We start from the raw sequence: 20,408 nt of genomic DNA, 5'->3' as shown, positions 1-20,408 counted from the left end.
TAAATAATTGGAGGACATACACATGGGGAAACTGGAAAATAAAGTAGCGATTGTGACAGGTGCAGGACGGGGGATTGGACGTGAAATTGCTTTGCTGATAGCGAGCGAAGGAGCGAAATTGCTTGTCAATGATTTAGGTGGTGAAGCAGATGGAGAAGGGAAAGACGTAAAAGTTGCCGATCAGGTGGTTGCAGATATTCAAGAAGCCGGAGGTGAAGCAACCGCAAACTATGATTCCGTTGCGGAATTTGAAAACGGTCAAAAAATGGTGCAACAAGCGATCGATGCTTTCGGTAAGATTGATATCGTCGTCAATAATGCCGGCATCTTAAGAGACCGTATGATTTTTAATATGACAGAGGAAGAGTGGGATGCTGTTATCGATGTCCACTTAAAAGGGACGTTCAATATGACACGTGCAGCGGCACCTCATTTCAAGAACCAAAAAAGCGGACGCTTCATTAACTTTACCTCTACTTCGGGGCTTATCGGAAACATTGGACAAGCCAATTATGGGGCTGCGAAGTTAGGGATAGCCGGCATGACGAAAGTAACAGCCCTTGACATGGCGCGTTATAACGTTACGGCCAATACGATCGCCCCGTTTGCATGGAGTCGCCTCATCGGTTCCATCCCAACGGAAAATGAAGAACAAGAAAAGCGGGTGGAGAAAATAAAAAAATGACGCCTGCCGATATCGCTCCGATCGTCACATATCTGGGAAGTGATGATGCAGCGGATGTGACCGGTCAAATTTTCGGCGTTCGCGGCAAAGAAATTATGCTGTTTTCGCAACCGCGACCGATTCGTTCCGCTTACAATTCCGATGGCTGGAGTGTTGAAGATATCGGAAGCACAGTGAAAGAAGCGTTTAAAAACGATTTTGTTTCCCTTGATGTGTCATCTGACGTATTCCCTTACGATCCATTAGTGTAAAAATAAAATCCTTAAAAAGGTGGGGTTCTTTTGTCAACCGAACAATATAAACAGCCGATGCTTCCGGAAGAAAGCTTAAAAGGCAAGGTGGCCATCATCACAGGCGGAGCGACCGGTCTCGGCGAAGCGATGGCGATGGAATATGCACGCTTGGGCGCTGATATTGTCATCGCGAGTCGTAAACAGGAAAAATTAGATCAAGCAAAAGAAAACATAGAACCATATGGGACGAAAGTGAAGACGATTCAAGTGGATGTACGGGAACCTGAGCAAGTAGAGAGAATGGTTAACGAGACGGTTTCGACATTTGGAAAAATAGATATTTTGGTCAACAATGCCGCCGGAAACTTTCTCGTTAAGGCCATCGATATGTCCACAAATGCGTGGAATACGGTCATTAATATCGTTTTAAACGGGACTTGGTATTGCAGTCAGAGTGTCGCGAAACGAATGATTGAGAAGGGCAACCCGGGAGCGATTTTAAATGTGGGAGCAACCTATGCGTGGACAGGCGGACCGCTAACGGCGCATTCCGCTGCAGCGAAAGCGGGCGTGGCGGCATTGACAAAAACGTTGGCCGTGGAATGGGCGCCTCACAATATTCGCGTGAACATGATTACCCCGGGACCGACAGAAGATACAGGTGCAGTTAGCCAACTTTGGGCAAGCCCGGAACAGGAGGAAGAAATTTTAAAGAATATTCCCTCCCATCGATTATCTACGCGGCAAGAGGTCGCAAATTTGGCATCTTATTTAGTTAGTGATTATGCCAGCTACGTCACGGGGGCAAACCACGTTATCGATGGTGGTGGCTGGTTGAATAAAGGCAGGTATAAAGATGAATTGTAAAAAGAAAGGAAGTCAAAAATCGCAGATCATTTAAAGATCGAACAAGAAGGCAGGAAAGTATGGATTCAATTTAATCATCCGGCTAAGTTGAATTGCTTGGACAAAGAAACGTTGACCAACCTAAAATCGGAACTTCTAAGAATTCGTGAAGATCGCGCCATATCCGTGGTCATTATAACGGGAGCAGGAAATAAAGCGTTCTCATCGGGTGTGAATGTGCATGAATTTGAACAACTCGATCCGCAAAATGCGCGTGAATTTATCACGTTATTAAAGGAAATATGTGAAACCCTTCGAAAAATGCCGCAAGCCGTGATTGCAGCTATTAATGGTTATTGCATAGGAGGGGCGATGGAGCTCGCGATGGCAGCAGATTTCAGAATTGCAACCACCCATGCTTCCTTTGGGATGCCTGAAATAAAATTGGGAATTCCTTCGGTATTGGATGCGGCGCTACTTGAAAAATATGTAGGATTGAATTTGGCCAAGGAAATGCTATTGATCGGGGATATGGTAGATGTCGAGCGCATAAACCAGTTTGGCCTGATCAATCAAGTTGTTGATAGTAAAGATCTAAGGCATACCGTTGATAAATACGCCGATAAAATTCTGTTAAACCCGCCGGAAACGGTAGCAATTCAAAAGAGACTTTTTGAAACTTGGCAAAATACCCATTTGGAAATGGCGATACAAGATAGTATCAATGAGTTTAGCCTTGCTTTTGCTACCGATATTCCCCATAAACAAATTGCTGATTTTTTAGCTGATAAAAAATAGAACATTTCTTTCTCAACCTTGAAGGGGGGTACGATGAATAACAAAGCGATGTTATCGATCATGTCTTCAACATTATTATTGGTTTCCGCTTGTGGACATTCGGGTAGTACGACTGCTTCTTCCGAAGAAACATATACATTAACTTATAATATCACGTTTCCGCCGCCTCAATATGACTATGAACCGAAACGTCATGCCGTTGAAACATTTTCTGAACGAGTGGAAGAAGAGACAGATGGCAGGTTGCAAATCGATTATTACTATAGTAATCAATTAGTACCTGAAGATGAATTGCTTGATGCAATAGCTGCGGGTACCGTGGATATGGGCGGACACGGACCTTACTGGGGGGACCTGGTGCCAACGAATGATGCTTTATGGTTGCCATTTGCCACCCAGGGGGAACAAGATGCTATAGAATTAATGCGGGAAACTGAATTCGGAGAAATTTTTGAAGAAAACATGGAGGAATACGGAGCAAAAGTTTTGTTTTATTGGCCGGCAAGTACACAGTCATTAATGACGAATCAGCCGGTTCGTAGCCCGGAAGATTTGGCGGGAACAAATTTGCGGTTGCCTACTGGGCTATATTTAGACTGGTTTAGCGAATTGGGAGTCGCTCCTTCAAGCATCGCGACGACAGAAATGTATGAGGGACTGCAGCGAGGCATGATGGACGGAACGATTTATCCTGCCTATACGCTCGATACGAACAATTATCATGAAGTTGTTGACTATGCAACAAGTCCGGGCATCGTTGATCCCATTGTATGCATGGTTACGATTAGTATGGAAAGTTGGGAACAATTGCCTGAAGATTTACAGGAAACTGTGCTGGAAGTTGGCCAGGAAATGGAGAAAAAAGCGATCGAAGGTTCCGAACGATTGACAGAGGAATCGTTACAGATTGCACAGGAAAATAATGTTGAAGTGAATGAACTAACGGAAGAGGAACTCGAAGCCTTTCGAGAAAGCAGCGAACCTATATGGCAAGATTTTGCTGAAATTAACGAAGATACGGCCAGAATGGTTGAAATATTGGAAGATCGCAGGGATTAGTATTCCTTGTGGATCCTTTTGATCAATGGTGAAAAATTCGTATAAGGAAGCAATGCTAAATAGCTTTCCTATATGAATTTTTGGTCATCATAAAGGAAGGTGTTTTGCATGTATAGGTTCGTAAAATTCGTTCGAAGCATAAATGAGACGATGTTATGGGTGGTTGGCATTATTATTGCCTTGATGAGTGTTTTATTATTTTATGATGTCATTGCCCGGTACTTTTTTAATAATCAAACGCAATGGGGATATGATTTATCCATTTGGATGACAGGTCTTTCCGTTTTTTTGGCAGGGGGCTATGTGTTATTGCATAAGGGGCATGTACGCGTTGATTTCTTTTATGAAAATTTTTCTGAAAGAAAAAAGAGTTTAGTTGATCTTATGACTGCACTGTTCATTTTTTTAGTCGCGTTGGCTTTTATGATCGTTGGCGGCGAAAGGGTTTTGCATCTTATGGAGCTAGGTGCCGTAGCTTCAACCGGGTTAAATATTTACCTTTGGCTGCAATGGTTGATGGTGCCGATCGGCGGCTTACTCCTTGCCCTCCAAGCGGTAGTCGATGTTATTAATGATCTATACACATTTTTTACGGGAAATAAGCTATGGGAGGAGGACATCTAAGTGGACGGTGGTGTTATCGCTTTAATATTGTTTGGGTCACTTCTCCTCTGTATAGGATTAGGGATTCCGGTGGCATTTTCGCTGGGGGGATTATCCCTGATTTTCGGCTTTTTCTTTTGGGACGGGATCTCCAGTGTTGATGGGTTTGTTTTGGGTTCCTACGGGAAGGTCACTGAATTTACGTTATCGGCATTGCCATTATATATTTTTATGGCTGCTATTTTACGCTACAGTGATTTAGCGGAAGATATGTATGAGGCAATATATCGATGGCTGGGCGGACTAAGAGGGGGATTGGCTGCGGGCACGAATGTGATTTCGGCTATATTTGGCTCAATGACGGGGATTGCAACCGTTGCAACAGCGACACTTGGTGTGACTGCAAGGCCTTCCATGCTCAATAGAGGATATGATAGTAAAATTATTTCCGGGACAATTGTGGCCGGAGGCTCGCTTGGGGTATTAATTCCGCCGAGTATCATTATGATTTTATATGCGTCGGAGGCGGGCGTTTCAACTGCTCAAGTTTTTTTTGCAGGCATTGGTCCCGGTATACTGGCAGTTGTCGTTTTTATCACATATGTTCTTATTTTGTGCTATTTCAAACCGGAAATGGGACCGGCGATCAGTCGGCAAGAAAAGTTTACGTTAGCGGAAAAATTACAATCATTGAAAGGTGTTTTATTACCTGTAAGTATTATTATTTTAGTGTTGGGTTCCATATATGCGGGTATCGCTACGCCAACAGAAGCAGCATCCGTCGGTGTGATCGGTGCTGCGATCAGTGCCGGTATTAAGAAAAAAATGATATGGCATAACATTCGGCAAATGTTAATGATGACGGTGCGTATTAACGGTATGGTTTTTTGGCTCCTCATTGGTGCAACAGCCTATGCCAAAATTGTAACCGTTTCCGGTGTAGGTGAGTGGTTTGCCGGTACGATCACAGGACTAGAGGTCAATCGTTGGGTGATCTTGATCGGCATGTTGCTGATTTTTTTCTTCTTGGGTATGTTTATTGATCCGGCAGGCATTTTATTGATGACGGCTCCTTTGTTTCTACCCGTGGTCACCGAATTGGGCTTCGATCCTATTTGGTTTGGGGTGTTATTCGTTCTCAATATGTGTATGGCTTATATGACGCCGCCATTTGGATTCAATCTATTTATTCTAAGAGGTGTAGCCCCGGATATAAGTATACGTGAATTATACCTTTCCGTTTGGCCATTTGTAGGGCTTTATATTTTGGTATTAGTCATTGTCATGCTCTTCCCGGATATCGCCTTATGGCTCCCTGAGAATTTTATGAATTAGTGAAACTGGAGGTATGAATCGATGAATAAACCATGGTACAGCCATTGGCCGAAAGGGCTTCCAAAAAGCATGGATTTTCCTGAGTTGCCCGTGCATTCTATTTTAAAAGGGTCTGCGGAACGTTTTTCCGAACAAATCGCACTGACCTACAAAGAACGCGATTGGACATTTGCAGAAATCTACGAGCAATCTTTACGGTTTGCAAACGCACTGCATGTTTCGGGGATTCGCAAGGGAGATGTCGTTTCGATTCACATGCCCAATTGCCCTCAATACATGATCGCGTATTACGGTATAATGATGAATGGGGCTATTTTTTCTCCGGCAAATCCGATGCTTACGGAACGAGAATTAAGCCATCAATTAAAAGATTGTGAAGCACGGGCAGTCGTGACACACGAGACGGCTGCACATACATTGAGGAATGTTTTGCCGGAGACTATGATTGACGTGGTTGTCTTAACAAGCGAAAAGAATGTCGAAACCGACGAATGGCCAGATGATTGGTATCGGTTTTCAGCTTTGCTAGCAAACTATGAACCTGAATCTCCGGAGGTGGGTATAGATCCCAAACAGGATTTAGCACACATTGCCTATACGGGTGGGACGACGGGACGTTCCAAAGGGGTTATGATTACGCACTATAATGCGGTATGCAACATCATTCAATCCAGTTGCTGGTCGAGTGGGTTCTTACCTGATGTGGTCGATGACGGGCTTATCGTTAATCCTGCGTCCGAAATGTCTAAAGGGGAGTTCCCGGTACCGGTAGGGACAGGTACAGTCTTGAACATTTCCCCTTGGTATCACGCGATGGGAACGTTGGGTTACATGAATAATTTAATTTTGCAAGGAACCAGAATTGTATTACACACGCGTTTCCAACCTGAGGATTATTTGGATGCCATCGAACAATATGGCGTAACAACGATTGGCGGATCAGCGCCGATGTTTAGTGCCCTTGTCAATGCTGAAAGCATTAATGATCGTGACCTTACTTCCGTTCGTCAAGTTCGTTCCGGCGCGGCTCCCATTTCTACAAAAGTGTTACAGCGCTTACATGAACTTTTTCCAAACGCGATTATATCGGAAGGATATGGCTTAACCGAAGCTTCGATGATGCACACCTCTAACCCGGGGAACAAGTCGGGGCTCCGAAAATTGGGCTCCGTCGGCATGCCGGTTTTTGCTACCGACATAAAAATCGTAGCCGATGATTCCGATGATCCCCTTCCTATCGGCTATTCCGGAGAGGTTTGTGCCAAAGGTCCTCAGATCATGAAAGGTTACTATAAAAAGCCTGAAGAAACCAAAGACGTTTTAAAAGATGGTTGGTTAAGAACAGGCGATATCGGACAGTTGGATGAAGATGGTTATCTCTACATCGTTGATCGCAAGAAAGATATGCTCATTCACAAAGGATACAACGTTTATCCAAGGGAACTGGAAGAACTTTTGATGCAACATTCACTGGTAGCCAATGCCGCTGTGGTGGGAATCCCCCATGAAGAAAGCGTTGAAATCCCAATTGCTTTTGTGATTTTAAAATCGAAGCCTGATTCATTGGATATTTCGTCAACGAAGGAACAAATCATGGCCGATATAAATAAACAAGTCGTTCCCTATAAAAAAATCAGAGACGTGTATATCGAAAAAGAGCTTCCGATTACCGGTGCAGGCAAAATTTTAAAACGAGCATTAAAGGAAAAAGCACAAAGTCATCGATAAGCTAAAAATGGAGGAACATAGCATGAATTTTAATCTGTCTCAAGAAAACAAGGAGATCAAAAAACTGGCGGCTGATTTTGCGAATAAAGAAATTGCTCCGAATATCGAAAAATATGAAAGCAACGGGGAATTCCCGAAAGATCTTTTGCAATCCATGGGAAAACAAGGGTTTTTTGGCGCTTGTTTTCCCGAGAAATATGGCGGTTCGGAGCTTGGCTTTTTGAACTTAGCCCTCATTGCCGAGGAAATCGCCCGTGTTTATCCTGCTATTTCCTATGGGTTCAATATGCAAGCCATGACGTGTCCGTTTACGATTCTGAATTGGGGAACAGAAGAACAAATTGAAAAATATGTCCCTGATTTAATTAAGGCGAACACGATTGGGATGTTTGCCCTGACGGAACCGGGCGGGGGTTCTGATGCGGCAGGTGCAATGAAAACGACGGCCAGTCGTGACGGGGATGAGTACGTGATCAACGGGCAAAAGGTTTTTATTACATTCGCGAATGAAGCCGATGTCGGCGTCTTGTTTGCGAAAACGGATCCGGATGCCGGGCATAAAGGGATTTCAGCTTTTATTATCGAAACGGACCGCCTGGGGTTTGAAGCTCGCCCCATTGCTATGAGCGGTTTGGGGAACGCTGTGCGCAGTTGTGAGGTTTTCTTCGATGATTATCGCATCCCTGAGGAAAATTTGCTTGGTGAAGAAGGCAAAGGGTTTAAAATATGTATGAACGCGCTGGATTATGGGCGACTCACCGTACCGTCACGACTTGTCGGAATCGCCCAAGGTTGCATTGATGCAGCGCTTAACTATTGTGATGAGCGGGTCGTTGGCGGCCAAAAAATAGGCGAATATCAAATGATCCAACATTTAATTGCGGACATGGTCGTGGAGACAGAGGCAGCCAGACTGATGGTACACAAAAGCGCGTTTTTGAAAGATAATCGGGAAGCTGCGACTCGGGAAAGCGCCCATTCCAAGTATTTCGCGGCTGAGATTACAACAAAAGTGGCGAAATCTGCGTTCGAGATTTTTGGAGGGTACGCCCTTGCGGACGAATATCCGGTCATGAAATTTTTAAATTATGCCAACATGCTGCATACGGGTGAAGGCTCCGCCAATATTCAACGTGTACTGATTGCTGAAGATGCCTTGGGGTGGAAGGATGCGAACAGACATAATATTCCAAGACGTTTTGAATTAAGCAGTGATATTAGGTGACACCCTAGTGCAGAACGGATGAACGAAGGAATCCCCCTCATCAAGGGCGCTTTAGATGGACAAGCGCAGGGAAGGCCCATCGTCCCTAAAAAGAATAATTCTCCATATGAGGTACGCTGGGAGAAATTCATCTTTAAAAAGATGATTAACGAAGGCGGGATTTCTGGAAAATAGTTAAACCACGCTATGACGTGTTTAGAATGTCAACCACTCTGCACTAGTAGCTGGGAGGAGGAAGCAGCAAAAATGAATGTTGGAGAATTATACACATTAAATTGTGCTCATTTAGGCGAGAAACCTGCTGTTATTTGCGAAGGAAGATCGATCAGTCACCGGGAATTGGAAAAAAGAACGAACCAGTTTGCTCATCTATTAATGAATATGGGGTATAAGAAAAATGATCGGATCGCGATTTTGGCGAAAAATCATATCGAATACCCCGTTATCATGATCGGAGCTGCGAAAGCAGGGATTTCTTTTACCCCCATTAATTATCGCATGACCGAAGAAGAAATCGTAGGCTTGTTGCAGCACTGTCATCCCAGAGGATTATTTTTTTCTGAAGAGTACCTTGATGTAGTGGAGGCAACTAAAAAACACATCGGGGTTCGAGATTATTTTAACATGGACAGCTATGCAACCATAGAAGGATTTGAGTCCTATGATTCATTATTAAACCTTCAACCCGATCACAAACCGCAAACTCAGCTTGAAAGTCAAGACATCTATTATATCGGATATACTTCCGGAACGACGGGAACACCGAAAGGCAGCGTCGTTACGCATGAATCACGGGGTATGCTCATATTGATTAACGCTGCCGAATTTGGCATCGGCACAAAAGATGTCCAGTTGGTACCCGGTCCGATTTATCATTCAGCTCCCCATGTATTTTTACTGACGCAGCTCGTGATGGGCGGTACTATTGCATTAATGAAAGAATTTGACTCCGAAGAAGTGTTAAAAAATATAGCAAAATATCAAGTAACCAATATGTTTATGGCGCCTACGATGTATAATTTCGTATTGGATTTGGATGAACGAACGAAAGAACACTACGACTTTAGTAGCGTGAAAATCCTGATTTCTGGAGGATCTTCATTACCAACCAGAATCAAAGAAAAAATCACTTCCGAATTCGCGAATGCAGGACTATATGAGTTTTACGGAGCTTCCGAGACAGGTGTAAACACGCTCTTATATCCACATGAACAGTTGCAACGACCCCAATCAGCCGGTAAAGCGGCCCCATTTAACGACATTAAAATTTTAGATGATGAGGGAAATGAAGTGCCAAATGGTGAAGTCGGGACAATATACACAAAAAACCCGTATTATTTTAAAGGGTATCTTGATCGCCCGGAAGAAACGGCAAAAGTATTCCATCATGATTATATTACGGCTGGTGATTTAGCGACCAAAGATGATGACGGGTATATCTATATCGTCGGTAGAAAAAAAGACATGGTTATTAGTGGCGGCGTCAATATTTTTCCGGAAGAAATTGAAGAAGTCCTATATAAACATCCCGATATAAAAGAAGCAACGGTTATTGGTGTTCCGGATGAGAAATGGGGCGAATCGCTCAAAGCTTTTATCGTGCCGAGAAACAACGATTTAAAAGAAGACGCTGTTATTGACTTTGTGAAGCAACATCTTGCCAGTTATAAAAAGCCAAAAACTGTGAACTTTGTGAATGGGCTGCCACGGAATGCATCCGGGAAGATTCTAAAAAGAGAATTGCGGCAACCGTATTGGGAACAGACAGGCATTGAACGTTAAAGAAACGAGGGAGGAATCCATGTGGTTGGAATTACAGGGTATGGCGCGTACATTCCATTTAGTCGATTAAGCAGGAAAGTTATCGCGGAGGCATACGGGGAAAAAGGGGGTTCCGGCGAGAAGGCGGTCGCGAATCACGATGAGGATAGCCTGTCCATGGCAGTAGAAGCGGCGATGGATGCAAAGGCAGATGAGGGCGATTTCAATGTAGATGTCGTTTTTTTCGCATCTACGACGCCGCCTTACAAAGAAAAGCAATCGTCAGCCATTATCCGATCCGCTTTGGATTTCAAACGAAACATTCGTGCAACCGACGTGACCGATTCACTCCGGGCATCTTCCGGAGCATTATTGTCAGCCGCCGATGCCGTGAAATCCGGAGAGAAAAGTGCGTTAGTTACAACCTCGGATACTCGATTAGGGGGCGCGCAGGGAGGATTTGAAGCTTTATTGGGGGATGGTGCCGCTTCTTTACTAATCGGATCTGAAAATGTATTGGCAACGATTGAAGATTCCAAAAGTATCACGGTTGATATTACTGATCAATGGCGCTCCACTGCGGATGATTTCCTTCAATCGTGGGAGGAACGTTTCGGCGTTGAAAGCGGTTATAATCAACTTGTGTCCGAAGCTATCCATGAATTGCTAACATCGAACGACCTGCATACGACCGATATTACCAAGGTGATTCTGGCAGGGCCAAAGGAAAGGTATCAGAAGAAACTGGCGTCAACGCTCGGTTTTTCCGAGGAACAGCTTATGGCCGGCCATGAAAATCTTATTGGCCATTGCGGCACTGCACAGGCTCCTTTGTTGCTCGTGGACTGTTTGGAAGGAGCAAGTCCGGGTGACTTGATTGTCATGGCCACCTATGGATCAGGCAGTGATGCCATTTTATTTAAAGTGACAGAAAAAATTCGTTCTTATTCCCCGCGCATGGGATTTGCAAAACAATTGCAATCAAAAAGGGACAACCTTCCCTATACGACTTATTTGAAATGGAAAAACATGCTCCCGGTAGAAGCCGGGAGGCGCCCGGAAATTCCACAGCCTTCAGCTCCTGCCATGTATCGGCATCAAGAACAAAATCTAGGAGGGTATGGGAGCATCTGTACAGCTTGTGAAACCCCGTACTTTCCTAAACAGCACGTGTGTGCGGAATGTGGAGCAATCCGGCAAATGGAACCTTACAAATTTACGGATAAAAAAGGGAAAGTGGTCACGTATACATCAGACTATCTAGCGGTCTCACCGGATCCACCTTCTACGTTTAATGTGATCGATTTTGAAGGCGGAGGCCGCATGATTTGCGAAATGGTCGATTATCATTTCGACCAATTAGCGGTAGGGATGGAAGTTGAGATGACGTTTAGACATCTTTATGAAGCAGGAAGTCTCCATAATTATACGTGGAAAGTTCGGCCAAAACGATAGGAGGGCTTTATATGGCAAAAAGCATAGCGGATCAAGTAGCCGTCGTGGGCATGGGTTGTACGCAATTTGGAGAAAAGTGGGATAAGGGACCGGAAGACATGATTTTAGATGCATCCGTGGAAGCATTTGCAGATGCAGGGATTGAATCCGATGACTTGGACGCGATTTGGTATGGAACGTTGTTGACGTCGGGCTCAGGGTTAATGGTTTCCAAAACGCTCAAAACCGGGTTTATTCCCGTCACCAGAGTAGAAAATAAATGTGCTTCCGGTTCGGAAGCTTTCCGTAATGCCTGCTATGCCGTGGCTTCCGGTGCATACGATGTCGTCTTGGCGGTAGGCGTTGAAAAATTAAAGGACTCCGGGTTCAGCGGTTTGCCCAACACAGATCCGGATCCGGATGGCACCCGCCCAAATATCAGTGCCCCTGCCTCGTTTTCGTTTTTAGCGCCTGCATATTTCGAAAAATACGGACTTACCCGTGAACAGGGGAAGGAAGTGATGTCTCGCATTGCATGGAAAAACCATAAGAATGGGTCATTGAACCCGAAAGCGCAGTATCAAAAAGAAGTTCTGATGGATAAAATCATGAACGCGCCCATGGTCGCCGATCCTTTAGGGGTTTTTGATTGTTCCGGCGTGTCCGATGGGGCGGCAGCGGCAGTAATCGTTCGGACGGAAGATGCTCATAAATATCGCCGCAATCCCATGTATGTAAAAGCTTTAACCATAGCTGCCGGCACAGGTTTTGGAGCCATTCATCAAGATTTCGATTTTACAAGCATTAAGGAAAACAATGCCGCAGCGACAACAGCGTATAAACAAGCGGGCATTAAAAATCCGCAAAAGGAAATCAGCATGGCGGAGGTTCATGATTGTTTCACACCGACGGAATTAGTTATTTATGAAGACTTGGGATTCAGTGAGAGGGGTGAAGGGTGGAAAGATACGTTAAACGGAAAATTTGATTTGGATGGGGAGCTTCCCGTCAATCCTGATGGAGGCTTGAAATCATTTGGCCATCCCATTGGGGCAAGCGGATTGAGAATGTTGTATGAAATGTATAAGCAGTTTCAGGGAAAGGCGGAAAAACGTCAAATCGAAGATCCGAAATTTGGATTAACACATAATTTAGGCGGACGGCCGTGGGAATGTGTTTCTTTTCTTTCCATTGTAGGAAAAGAGTTAGGCTAATTTTTTTCAGGGAGGTTTCAGAATGTCGGACAAACAACAATTAATAGGCTTGGAATTTGAGCCGTTTCATTTTGATGTGGAGAAAGGGAAAATTAAGGAGTTGGCAATGGCCATTGGCGATGACAACCCGATCTATTTTGATGAGGATGCGGCTAGAAAGGAAGGATTTGAAAGGATTCCTATTCCATTAACATTCTTGCAAGTGATTGATCTGTGGGGTGGATATACCTTTGATAAAAAAGTGGAAATGCTGGATATAAACCCGGTGAAAGTTCTCCATGGGGAACAGGAGTATGAAATCATTGGTGATATATATGCGGGGGATCATTTAACCGTTACGTCGAAAGTGATTGATGTAAAGGTAAAAGAAGGTGCTTCCGGCGGAATGAATCTAATAACGACTGAAAACACCTACACGAATCAAAATGATAAAAAAGTTGCCATTGCCAGAAGCACGACCATTGAAAGACATTGATCAATAGAGGAGGAGATAACATGATCTATGAAGATATAGACGTTGGCGAGCAATTGCCGGTGATCGAAAAAGATCCAATTACAAGAGTGCAATTGGTGAAATATGCAGGTGCTTCCGGGGATTTTAATCCATTGCACACGGTTGAAGAAGTTGGGGAGCAAGCCAGCCGGAACCGGTTTAATCGCTCACGGGATGCTGATCATGGGGATGGCTGCCGAGGGTGTGACGACATGGGTACCTAGAAAAAACGTGAAAAAAATGAATGTACGCTTTCAGAAGATGACGTACCCCGGTGAACGTATACGGGTCGTCGGTTCCATTTTGGAAAAGAAAGATGATCATCGGGTTGTAGGGGAAGTTCAAGCCATGAATCAGGACGGGGAAGTGAAAGTCAAAGGGACATTTGAGTGTGAACTCCCCACAAAATGATCCCCATAAGGCAGGTGTTTGCACCTGTCTTAATGTATTTAAATTTATTTGACAAAAAATTTTTTTATAAGTAAAATGAAGACAAATAATTGAAAGCGGTTTATAAAAGATTTTATCCTGCCACTGAGGAGTTGTTCCTGTGCCAAATAGAATAAATGAAACGTTTGGTATCGATTACCCAATCATTCAAGGCGGGTTGGCATATCTGGCATTTGCCGAGTTAGCGGCCGCTGTTTCAAACGCGGGAGGACTTGGTCAAATCACGGCTACATTTTTTAAAGATGCAAACGATTTACGTAATGAAATTCGAAAAGTAAAACAGCTCACGAACCGTCCTTTCGGTGTCAATTTTGCATTAGGAAGACGCCCGGTAGACCAATTTGTAGATGTGGCGATTGAGGAGGAAGTTCCTGCTATTTCTCTCACCGCGGGCAACCCGGCAAACGTTATTCAACAATTGGAAGGAACGAATATTAAAAAGTTTGTGCTTGTAGCTTCGGTACGACAAGCGCAAAAGGCTGAAGAATTGGGCGCTGACGCAGTTATTGTCGTGGGCACCGAGGGAGGCGGCCATCTCGGCAGGGATGATGTAGGCACCGTTGTTTTAGTACCAAAAGTTGTTGATGCTGTATCGATTCCGGTGCTTGCCAGCGGAGGACTTGTGGATGGGAGAGGTTATGCCGCCGCTTTGGCTTTAGGGGCTGAAGGCATAGAAATGGGGACGCGATTTATTGCGACAAAGGAGTGTATCGCGCATCCCCGTTATAAAGAGGCAATTGTAAATGCGCAAGAGAATGAAACCATTATTATCAAAAAATCGATCGGCATCCCTGCACGGGGATTACGTTCTGAAGCAACGGAAAAAATTGCTCAAATGGAAGAAAAAGGAGCTTCATTTGAGGAATTATGGCCATATATTAACGGCGAGGCAAACCAAAAATTCATTCAAGACGGCGATATGAAGGAAGGGTTCGGCTGGGCAGGCCAAGGGGTCGGACTGATTGATGATATCCCAAGTGTGGAACAATTATTTGATCATATTTTAAAGGAAGCAAATCTAGCACGCAAAAGATTAGACGATAATTTATGAACCGAGGGAGAGAGAACTTTTGGACAATGAATACTTAACATGGTTGCAGAATGATTTTGAAGATTCCCCTTTTTGGAGGCATATGGGAATCTCGATGGATTATTTATCCGCGGGGGAAGCGAGAATAAAAATGCCAGTATCCGAAAATCAAATGAATTGCAATCAATTTTTGCATGGCGGGTCCATTACATCATTGTTAGATTCAATTATTGGCGTGACGATTCGTTCATCCCAGAACGTTAAAGTAGCGACGATTTATTTAAATACACACTTCGTATCCCCAGTGAAGGATGGAACGCTGTATGCCACAGCAAATATTGTTCATCCGGGCAAAAGTATAATACCGGTGGAATCAAAGGTGGTCGATGATCAAGATCGATTGATCGCGGTTGCAACCGCAGCTTTTACCGTTTTAAAAAAATAATAGGCAAAGCAGGTGGATAGGTACATGGGCGTACTAGATGGAATACGGATTCTTGATTTAACGAGGTTGTTGCCCGGCCCCTACTGTACGATGTTAATGGGGGATTATGGCGCTGAAGTGATCAAGGTGGAGCAACCGGTCATTGGGGATTATGGCAGAAACACCGATCCTTTTATCGAAGGGTACAGTACCAGGCACTTAGTTCTTAACCGGAATAAAAAGAGCGTTACCCTTGATTTAAAGAGCGAGGAAGGAAAAGAAATTTTTAAAAATCTTGCCAAGGATGCCGATGTCATCATCGAAGGTTTCAGGCCCGGCGTGATGAATAAGTTGGGATTATCTTATGAGCAAATTTCTGCCCTCAATCCGGGGATCATTTATTGTTCCATTACCGGTTATGGACAAGATGGTCCTTACAATCAATTGGCCGGCCACGATATTAACTATATTGGATATAGCGGCGTATTGGGTTTAATCGGTGAAAAAAATGGCCAACCGATTGTCCCGGGTGTTCAAATTGCAGATATTGGCGGCGGCTCGTTAATGTCTTTGGCCGGGGTGTTGATGGCCCTTCTCCATAAAGAAAGAACAGGTCAAGGCCAATATGTTGATATTTCCATGATGGACGGGGTGCTTTCTTGGTTATCGGGAGTAGCCGGAGGTTATTTGGCAGCGGGTGATAAGCCCAAACGCGGTGAGACCAGACTTTCCGGGCAAAAGGCTTGTTACGGCGTCTACGAGACAAAAGACGGAAAATATCTTTCCGTGGGCGCTTTAGAAGAAAAGTTTTGGAAAAGACTTTGCCAACTTCTTGAAAAAGAAGATTTTATCGATCGTTTGTCAGCTCCGGAGGAAGAGCAACAAGAGATGAAACAAGAATTACAGCGTATTTTTTTAGAGAAAAATCAACAAGAATGGTTGAATTTATTAAAAGAGGACGAAACATGTGTCGGACCGGTTCACGATATTGACGAAGTGTTTGCCGATCCGCAGGTTATTGCAAGAGAGATGATGATCGAAAGTGAACATCCTGCACTGGGGATGCTAAAACAAATTGGATTCCCGATTAAATTTTCTACGGAAAAAGGCGATATTAGGCGAAACGCGCCGGACTTGGGTGAACATAATCACGAATTGTTCGGTGAACTGGGATACTCCCCGGCCGGCATTCAACAATTACAACAGCAAAGAATTATTTAAACAATGGGGGAAAGAAAATGAATTACGATTTCTCGGAAGAGATTCAAATGTTAAAAGGGACCGTCAAGGATTTTGTCTATGAAACAGTGGATCCTGTCGCCCATCAAATTGAAGAAACGGATGAAATCCCGAAAGATGTCATGGATAAAAGCAAGGAAATCGGACTGTTCGGATTAAGTATTCCTGCAGAATATGACGGTTTAGGTATTGATATGGTCGGCAAATGCGCTGTATATGAGGAGCTGGGTAAAACCATCAATGGGTTTACCACCGTCATCGGTGCCCATACCGGCATCGGCAGTGTCGGCATTGTGGAAATGGGAACAGAAGAGCAAAAGAAAAAATATTTGCCTCCGATGGCAAGAGGGGAATTAATCGGCGGATATGCCTTAACCGAACCCGCGGCAGGGTCGAACGCGGCGAACGTAAAAACAACAGCTGTTCGTAAAGGTGACAAATATATTTTAAATGGGTCAAAGCATTTTATCACCAACGGGACAATCGGAGATGTTTTCACTGTGATGGCTGCTACCGATCCTGAAAAGGGCGCAAAAGGGATCACATCTTTTATTGTAGAAAGTGATTTTCCTGGCTTTAAAGTAGGAAAAGTCGAGGAAAAAATGGGATTACACGGTTCGCAGTCGGTGGAGTTGTTTTTCGAAGATTGTGAGGTGCCTGTTGAAAACGTGCTTGGAGAAGAAGGCAAAGGATACGTCAATGCGTTAAAAATTCTTGCCAATGGCCGCGCCGGCTTAGCCGCACGAAATTTAGGGTCTTGCGTGAAGTTACATGAAATGTCCTTGGACTACGCGATGCAAAGAGAACAATTCGGGAAACCGATTTTTGAACAACAAATTATTCAACATTATCTCGCCGATATGACGCTGGATATTGAAACATTGCGAGCGCTCACGTATAAAGTTGCATGGATGAATGATCAAGGCCGAAACTTGATTAAAGAAGCAGCGACGGTTAAATTACACGGCGCCGAAGTCTATAACCGGGTTGCCGATCTCGCCGTTCAAATCCATGGCGGAATGGGCTATATGAAAGAGTACCCCATTGAGCGGTATTACCGTGATGCCCGTATAACAAAGATTTATGAAGGAACATCGGAAATTCAAAAGAACATTATTGCGGGTAGACTGAAAAAGGAATATTCATAGAGGGAGTTCCTTGCCGTGAGGGGATCATAATAGATTGTTTAGTGCTGTGAGGGTCATGACACCTCCTAAATGGAATAATCGTCCAAAGAGAGGTGTCATGAAGAGTCTATGTGACATCACCAGAAGGTAAAATCAACTGAATTGACCCTTCGATGGATGAGGTTATCGGCATATAGCCCATAAAATTCCAACATCACCTGGGTTCGGACAGTTTCAACTCTATTAATAAAGAATTCGTCCGAACAACACCGTAAAAGTAACAGCGCATCCCCTTGCGCCAAAATATTATATGGGAGTTGTTTTCAAATGAAAGATGTTGTCATCGTCGATGGGGTACGAACGGCAATCGGGAGAATGGGCGGAACGTTAAAAGACGTGGAACCGGATTATCTGGCTTCCCATGTTATGAAAGAGCTTCTTTCCCGTACCGAGCTGGATAGTACCACTATTGATGAAGTGATCCTTGGACACGTTAAGCAAAGCACGGATCAACCAAATATTGCCAGGAAAGCTGCGCTTCGCGCCGAGATCCCTATTGAAGTTCCGGGGTATACAGTCCATCGGCAATGCGGCTCCGGCTTACAATCGATCAATAATGCCGCGCAGCAAATCGCTTGCGGTTTGGGGGATACGGTCATAGCCGGGGGAACGGAAAGCATGAGCACAGCCCCATACTATATTCGGGGTGCGCGTTTTGGCCTAACAGCGGGAAATGGTGTAATCGTCGATCCCAATACGGAAAGCCAGCCGAAAGCGCAACCGGAAGAAGTATACGGGAATGACTTGACGATGGGAGTCACGGCTGAAAATTTGGCGGACATGCACAGTATTAGCCGAACTGAACAAGATGAATTTGCATTGCGTAGCCAGGAATTAGCCAAAGACGCCATTAATAAAGGAAAATTCAAGGATGAAATTACCCCATACGAAGTGAAGCAGCGAAAAGAAACCATTACGTTTGACATCGATGAGCACCCAAGGGACACGAATATAGAAAAATTATCTAAATTACCGGCTGTTTTTAAAAAAGACGGAACCGTTACACCAGGCAATTCAAGTGGAAGGAATGATGCAGCAGCCGCTACGCTCGTTATGTCTGCGGAAAAAGCCGAAGAAATGAATCTGACACCAAAAATGAAGGTCGTTGCACAGGCTTCAGCAGGCGTAGGGCCGGATATTATGGGGATAGGGCCTGTTCCATCCACGAGGAAAGCCTTAAAACAAGCCGGCCTTAAACTGGAAGATATCGATCTTATTGAGTTAAACGAGGCATTTGCCGCCCAGTCACTGGCGGTCGTTAAGGAATTGGGCATCGACCAAAACCGGTTGAATGTCAACGGCGGTGCGATTGCTTTAGGCCATCCGTTAGGTGCGACGTGTAATATTTTAACGATTAAATTGATGAATGAAATGGAGCGTCGCGGAAGCAAATACGGGGCGGTTACTGCTTGCATCGGCGGTGGGTTAGGGATTACAACCATATTCGAAAATTTACAAGTTTGATGGTGGGGGAGAGCATGCGTTTACCTTTGGAAGGAATAAAAGTTTTAGAACTCGCACGGACACTTGCGGGACCCGTATCCGGCCAAATGCTCGGAGATCTCGGTGCGGAAGTGATTAAAGTGGAGCAGCCCGGGAGGGGGGATGAAGCCAGACATTTCTCGCCCCCGGAATGGGAAGGGGAAAGCTGTTATTATTTAAGCTCTAATCGAAACAAGCGAAGTATGACTGTAAACCTTAAAACAGATCAGGGAAAACAAATTATTCATGAATTGGCCAAAGACAGCGATGTTTTAATTGAAAATTTCAGAACCGGTGCTACCGAAAAGTTGGGGATCGACTATGAAACATTGAAAAAAATCAACCCGCGAATTATCTATTTATCCATTTCAGGCTTTGGCAGAACAGGCCCTGAAAAATTTCGTGCAGGATATGATATTTTAATGCAAGGTTACGCCGGGTTGATGAGCACAACAGGAGAGCCTGGTGTTCCCTATAAGGCGGGGCCATCCGTCGCTGATTTAACGACAGGTATTCTAGGTGCATTAGGCGTTTTGGCTGCTTTATTGGCGAGAGAAAACACAGGAGAAGGCCAGTTTGTAGATAGCAGCTTATTGGACGGGCAAATCATGACCTTAAACCACTTAGCCACAGGTTTTTTTGCAACCGGACAATCAGCGAAGCCGATGGGACAAGGACATAATTCGATTGTGCCGTATCAAGTGTTTAAAGCAAGCGATAAAAATATCATTCTGGCGGCCGCAAATGATGCCCTGTGGGAAAAAGTGTGTAAAGCGATGGGATGGGAAGATTTATTGCAAGTGGAAGCGTATAAAACAAACCAGTTGCGTGTTGCCAACCGTGATCGACTCGTTCCTGTTTTGGCTGAACGGTTCGCTCAATTTACAAGCGATGAGATTTGCACAAAAATGGATGAAGTCGGTGTTCCTTGTGGCCCCGTGAACGCAGTCGGTGAGGCAGTCACATCCCCACAAGCTGTCGCCAGAGAAACAATGGCAAATATTGATCATCCAAAAATTAAAGACTTAAAAACACCTGCTTTTCCCGTGAAATTATCAGACACCCCGGCATCGGTAAGACTTCATCCACCTTTATTGGGGGAACATACGGACGAAGTGTTATCATCTTTGGGCTTTAACAATGATGAAATTTCCCGTATGCGAGAAGATGGGGTGTTATAAA

At 44.4% G+C, this 20,408-nt stretch carries 22 protein-coding genes; all 22 read left to right on the top strand.

The annotated features are described in order from the left end of the window. Positions 1-22 precede the first annotated feature (22 nt). The 22 genes from HUG20_RS10685 (at position 23) to HUG20_RS10590 (ending at position 20,407) form a co-directional block, all read left to right on the top strand. Complete coding sequence (locus HUG20_RS10685) at positions 23-685, top strand: SDR family NAD(P)-dependent oxidoreductase (RefSeq protein ID WP_246476383.1); 663 nt, start codon at positions 23-25, stop codon at positions 683-685. Further along, positions 682-936: an SDR family oxidoreductase gene (locus tag HUG20_RS19165; protein ID WP_246476382.1), complete on the top strand. Its 255-nt coding sequence runs from the start codon at positions 682-684 to the stop codon at positions 934-936. Before HUG20_RS10685 ends, HUG20_RS19165 begins: the two co-directional genes overlap by 4 nt. A gap of 57 nt (positions 937-993) precedes the next feature. After that, entirely contained in the window at positions 994-1,785 is a 792-nt protein-coding gene (gene fadH, locus HUG20_RS10680) for a 2,4-dienoyl-CoA reductase (protein ID WP_200090478.1), read from the top strand. Positions 1,786-1,896: 111 nt separating this feature from the next. Continuing rightward, complete coding sequence (locus tag HUG20_RS10675; protein WP_246476381.1) at positions 1,897-2,562, top strand: enoyl-CoA hydratase-related protein; 666 nt, start codon at positions 1,897-1,899, stop codon at positions 2,560-2,562. A gap of 33 nt (positions 2,563-2,595) precedes the next feature. Further along, positions 2,596-3,621 carry a TRAP transporter substrate-binding protein gene (locus HUG20_RS10670; RefSeq protein ID WP_200084634.1) on the top strand — a complete coding sequence of 342 codons (1,026 nt, stop codon included), beginning with the start codon at positions 2,596-2,598 and terminating at the stop codon, positions 3,619-3,621. Positions 3,622-3,729: 108 nt separating this feature from the next. Next, positions 3,730-4,245, top strand: a complete 516-nt coding sequence (locus tag HUG20_RS10665) for a TRAP transporter small permease subunit (RefSeq protein WP_200084632.1) — start codon at positions 3,730-3,732, stop codon at positions 4,243-4,245. After that, positions 4,246-5,559 carry a TRAP transporter large permease gene (locus HUG20_RS10660; RefSeq protein ID WP_200084623.1) on the top strand — a complete coding sequence of 438 codons (1,314 nt, stop codon included), beginning with the start codon at positions 4,246-4,248 and terminating at the stop codon, positions 5,557-5,559. A gap of 21 nt (positions 5,560-5,580) precedes the next feature. Further along, complete coding sequence (locus tag HUG20_RS10655) at positions 5,581-7,287, top strand: class I adenylate-forming enzyme family protein (RefSeq protein WP_200084621.1); 1,707 nt, start codon at positions 5,581-5,583, stop codon at positions 7,285-7,287. Positions 7,288-7,309: 22 nt separating this feature from the next. Continuing rightward, on the top strand, positions 7,310-8,512 hold the full coding sequence (locus tag HUG20_RS10650; RefSeq protein ID WP_200084619.1) for an acyl-CoA dehydrogenase family protein: 1,203 nt from the start codon (positions 7,310-7,312) through the stop codon (positions 8,510-8,512). 18 nt (positions 8,513-8,530) lie between these two features. Continuing rightward, positions 8,531-8,686, top strand: a complete 156-nt coding sequence (locus tag HUG20_RS10645; RefSeq protein ID WP_200084611.1) for a hypothetical protein — start codon at positions 8,531-8,533, stop codon at positions 8,684-8,686. A gap of 72 nt (positions 8,687-8,758) precedes the next feature. Then, a complete protein-coding gene (locus HUG20_RS10640) occupies positions 8,759-10,294 on the top strand; it encodes a class I adenylate-forming enzyme family protein (protein WP_200084609.1) in 1,536 nt (511 codons plus the stop codon). Between the two features lie 21 nt (positions 10,295-10,315). Beyond that, positions 10,316-11,728 carry an OB-fold domain-containing protein gene (locus HUG20_RS10635; RefSeq protein WP_200084607.1) on the top strand — a complete coding sequence of 471 codons (1,413 nt, stop codon included), beginning with the start codon at positions 10,316-10,318 and terminating at the stop codon, positions 11,726-11,728. An 11-nt stretch (positions 11,729-11,739) separates the two neighbouring features. Further along, a complete protein-coding gene (locus tag HUG20_RS10630) occupies positions 11,740-12,921 on the top strand; it encodes an acetyl-CoA acetyltransferase (RefSeq protein WP_200084599.1) in 1,182 nt (393 codons plus the stop codon). Between the two features lie 22 nt (positions 12,922-12,943). Next, complete coding sequence (locus HUG20_RS10625) at positions 12,944-13,396, top strand: MaoC family dehydratase N-terminal domain-containing protein (protein WP_200084597.1); 453 nt, start codon at positions 12,944-12,946, stop codon at positions 13,394-13,396. 20 nt (positions 13,397-13,416) lie between these two features. After that, on the top strand, positions 13,417-13,638 hold the full coding sequence (locus HUG20_RS19505) for a hotdog family protein (RefSeq protein ID WP_281392392.1): 222 nt from the start codon (positions 13,417-13,419) through the stop codon (positions 13,636-13,638). Next, entirely contained in the window at positions 13,619-13,825 is a 207-nt protein-coding gene (locus HUG20_RS19500) for a MaoC family dehydratase (protein ID WP_281392391.1), read from the top strand. The genes HUG20_RS19505 and HUG20_RS19500 overlap by 20 nt, the downstream gene beginning before the upstream one ends. A 139-nt stretch (positions 13,826-13,964) precedes the next feature. Continuing rightward, positions 13,965-14,915: an NAD(P)H-dependent flavin oxidoreductase gene (locus HUG20_RS10615; protein ID WP_246476380.1), complete on the top strand. Its 951-nt coding sequence runs from the start codon at positions 13,965-13,967 to the stop codon at positions 14,913-14,915. A 19-nt stretch (positions 14,916-14,934) separates the two neighbouring features. Then, complete coding sequence (locus tag HUG20_RS10610; protein ID WP_200084595.1) at positions 14,935-15,339, top strand: PaaI family thioesterase; 405 nt, start codon at positions 14,935-14,937, stop codon at positions 15,337-15,339. Positions 15,340-15,363: 24 nt separating this feature from the next. Beyond that, the gene (locus HUG20_RS10605; RefSeq protein WP_200084593.1) at positions 15,364-16,539 is read left to right on the top strand and encodes a CaiB/BaiF CoA transferase family protein; all 1,176 of its coding nucleotides are present in this window, start codon (positions 15,364-15,366) and stop codon (positions 16,537-16,539) included. A gap of 17 nt (positions 16,540-16,556) precedes the next feature. Further along, positions 16,557-17,705, top strand: coding sequence for an acyl-CoA dehydrogenase family protein (locus tag HUG20_RS10600; protein WP_200084590.1), 1,149 nt, complete (start codon positions 16,557-16,559; stop codon positions 17,703-17,705). 306 nt (positions 17,706-18,011) lie between these two features. Continuing rightward, positions 18,012-19,208 (top strand): thiolase family protein, encoded by a 1,197-nt coding sequence (locus HUG20_RS10595; protein ID WP_200084583.1) that lies wholly within the window; start codon positions 18,012-18,014, stop codon positions 19,206-19,208. 14 nt (positions 19,209-19,222) lie between these two features. Beyond that, positions 19,223-20,407, top strand: a complete 1,185-nt coding sequence (locus tag HUG20_RS10590; RefSeq protein WP_200084581.1) for a CaiB/BaiF CoA transferase family protein — start codon at positions 19,223-19,225, stop codon at positions 20,405-20,407. Position 20,408 lies beyond the last annotated feature (1 nt).

This window comes from Salicibibacter cibi, from assembly GCF_016495865.1.
GTDB lineage: Bacteria > Bacillota > Bacilli > Bacillales > Marinococcaceae > Salicibibacter > Salicibibacter cibi.
Note: the sequence above shows the minus strand (reverse complement) of the source record. Positions and strands in the feature narration are given on the sequence as shown.

Bases quoted from the DNA above. Each gene is read 5' to 3' on its own strand.
- HUG20_RS10655 (WP_200084621.1), top strand. From the start codon at position 5,581: ATGAATAAACCATGGTACAGCCATTGGCCGAAAGGGCTTCCAAAAAGC.
- HUG20_RS10665 (WP_200084632.1), top strand. From the start codon at position 3,730: ATGTATAGGTTCGTAAAATTCGTTCGAAGCATAAATGAGACGATGTTA.
- HUG20_RS10605 (WP_200084593.1), top strand. From the start codon at position 15,364: ATGGGCGTACTAGATGGAATACGGATTCTTGATTTAACGAGGTTGTTG.
- HUG20_RS10685 (WP_246476383.1), top strand. From the start codon at position 23: ATGGGGAAACTGGAAAATAAAGTAGCGATTGTGACAGGTGCAGGACGG.
- HUG20_RS19165 (WP_246476382.1), top strand. From the start codon at position 682: ATGACGCCTGCCGATATCGCTCCGATCGTCACATATCTGGGAAGTGAT.
- HUG20_RS10670 (WP_200084634.1), top strand. From the start codon at position 2,596: ATGAATAACAAAGCGATGTTATCGATCATGTCTTCAACATTATTATTG.
- HUG20_RS10630 (WP_200084599.1), top strand. From the start codon at position 11,740: ATGGCAAAAAGCATAGCGGATCAAGTAGCCGTCGTGGGCATGGGTTGT.
- HUG20_RS10650 (WP_200084619.1), top strand. From the start codon at position 7,310: ATGAATTTTAATCTGTCTCAAGAAAACAAGGAGATCAAAAAACTGGCG.
- HUG20_RS10595 (WP_200084583.1), top strand. From the start codon at position 18,012: ATGAAAGATGTTGTCATCGTCGATGGGGTACGAACGGCAATCGGGAGA.
- fadH (WP_200090478.1), top strand. From the start codon at position 994: ATGCTTCCGGAAGAAAGCTTAAAAGGCAAGGTGGCCATCATCACAGGC.
- HUG20_RS19505 (WP_281392392.1), top strand. From the start codon at position 13,417: ATGATCTATGAAGATATAGACGTTGGCGAGCAATTGCCGGTGATCGAA.
- HUG20_RS10590 (WP_200084581.1), top strand. From the start codon at position 19,223: ATGCGTTTACCTTTGGAAGGAATAAAAGTTTTAGAACTCGCACGGACA.
- HUG20_RS10625 (WP_200084597.1), top strand. From the start codon at position 12,944: ATGTCGGACAAACAACAATTAATAGGCTTGGAATTTGAGCCGTTTCAT.
- HUG20_RS10600 (WP_200084590.1), top strand. From the start codon at position 16,557: ATGAATTACGATTTCTCGGAAGAGATTCAAATGTTAAAAGGGACCGTC.
- HUG20_RS10640 (WP_200084609.1), top strand. From the start codon at position 8,759: ATGAATGTTGGAGAATTATACACATTAAATTGTGCTCATTTAGGCGAG.
- HUG20_RS10645 (WP_200084611.1), top strand. From the start codon at position 8,531: ATGAACGAAGGAATCCCCCTCATCAAGGGCGCTTTAGATGGACAAGCG.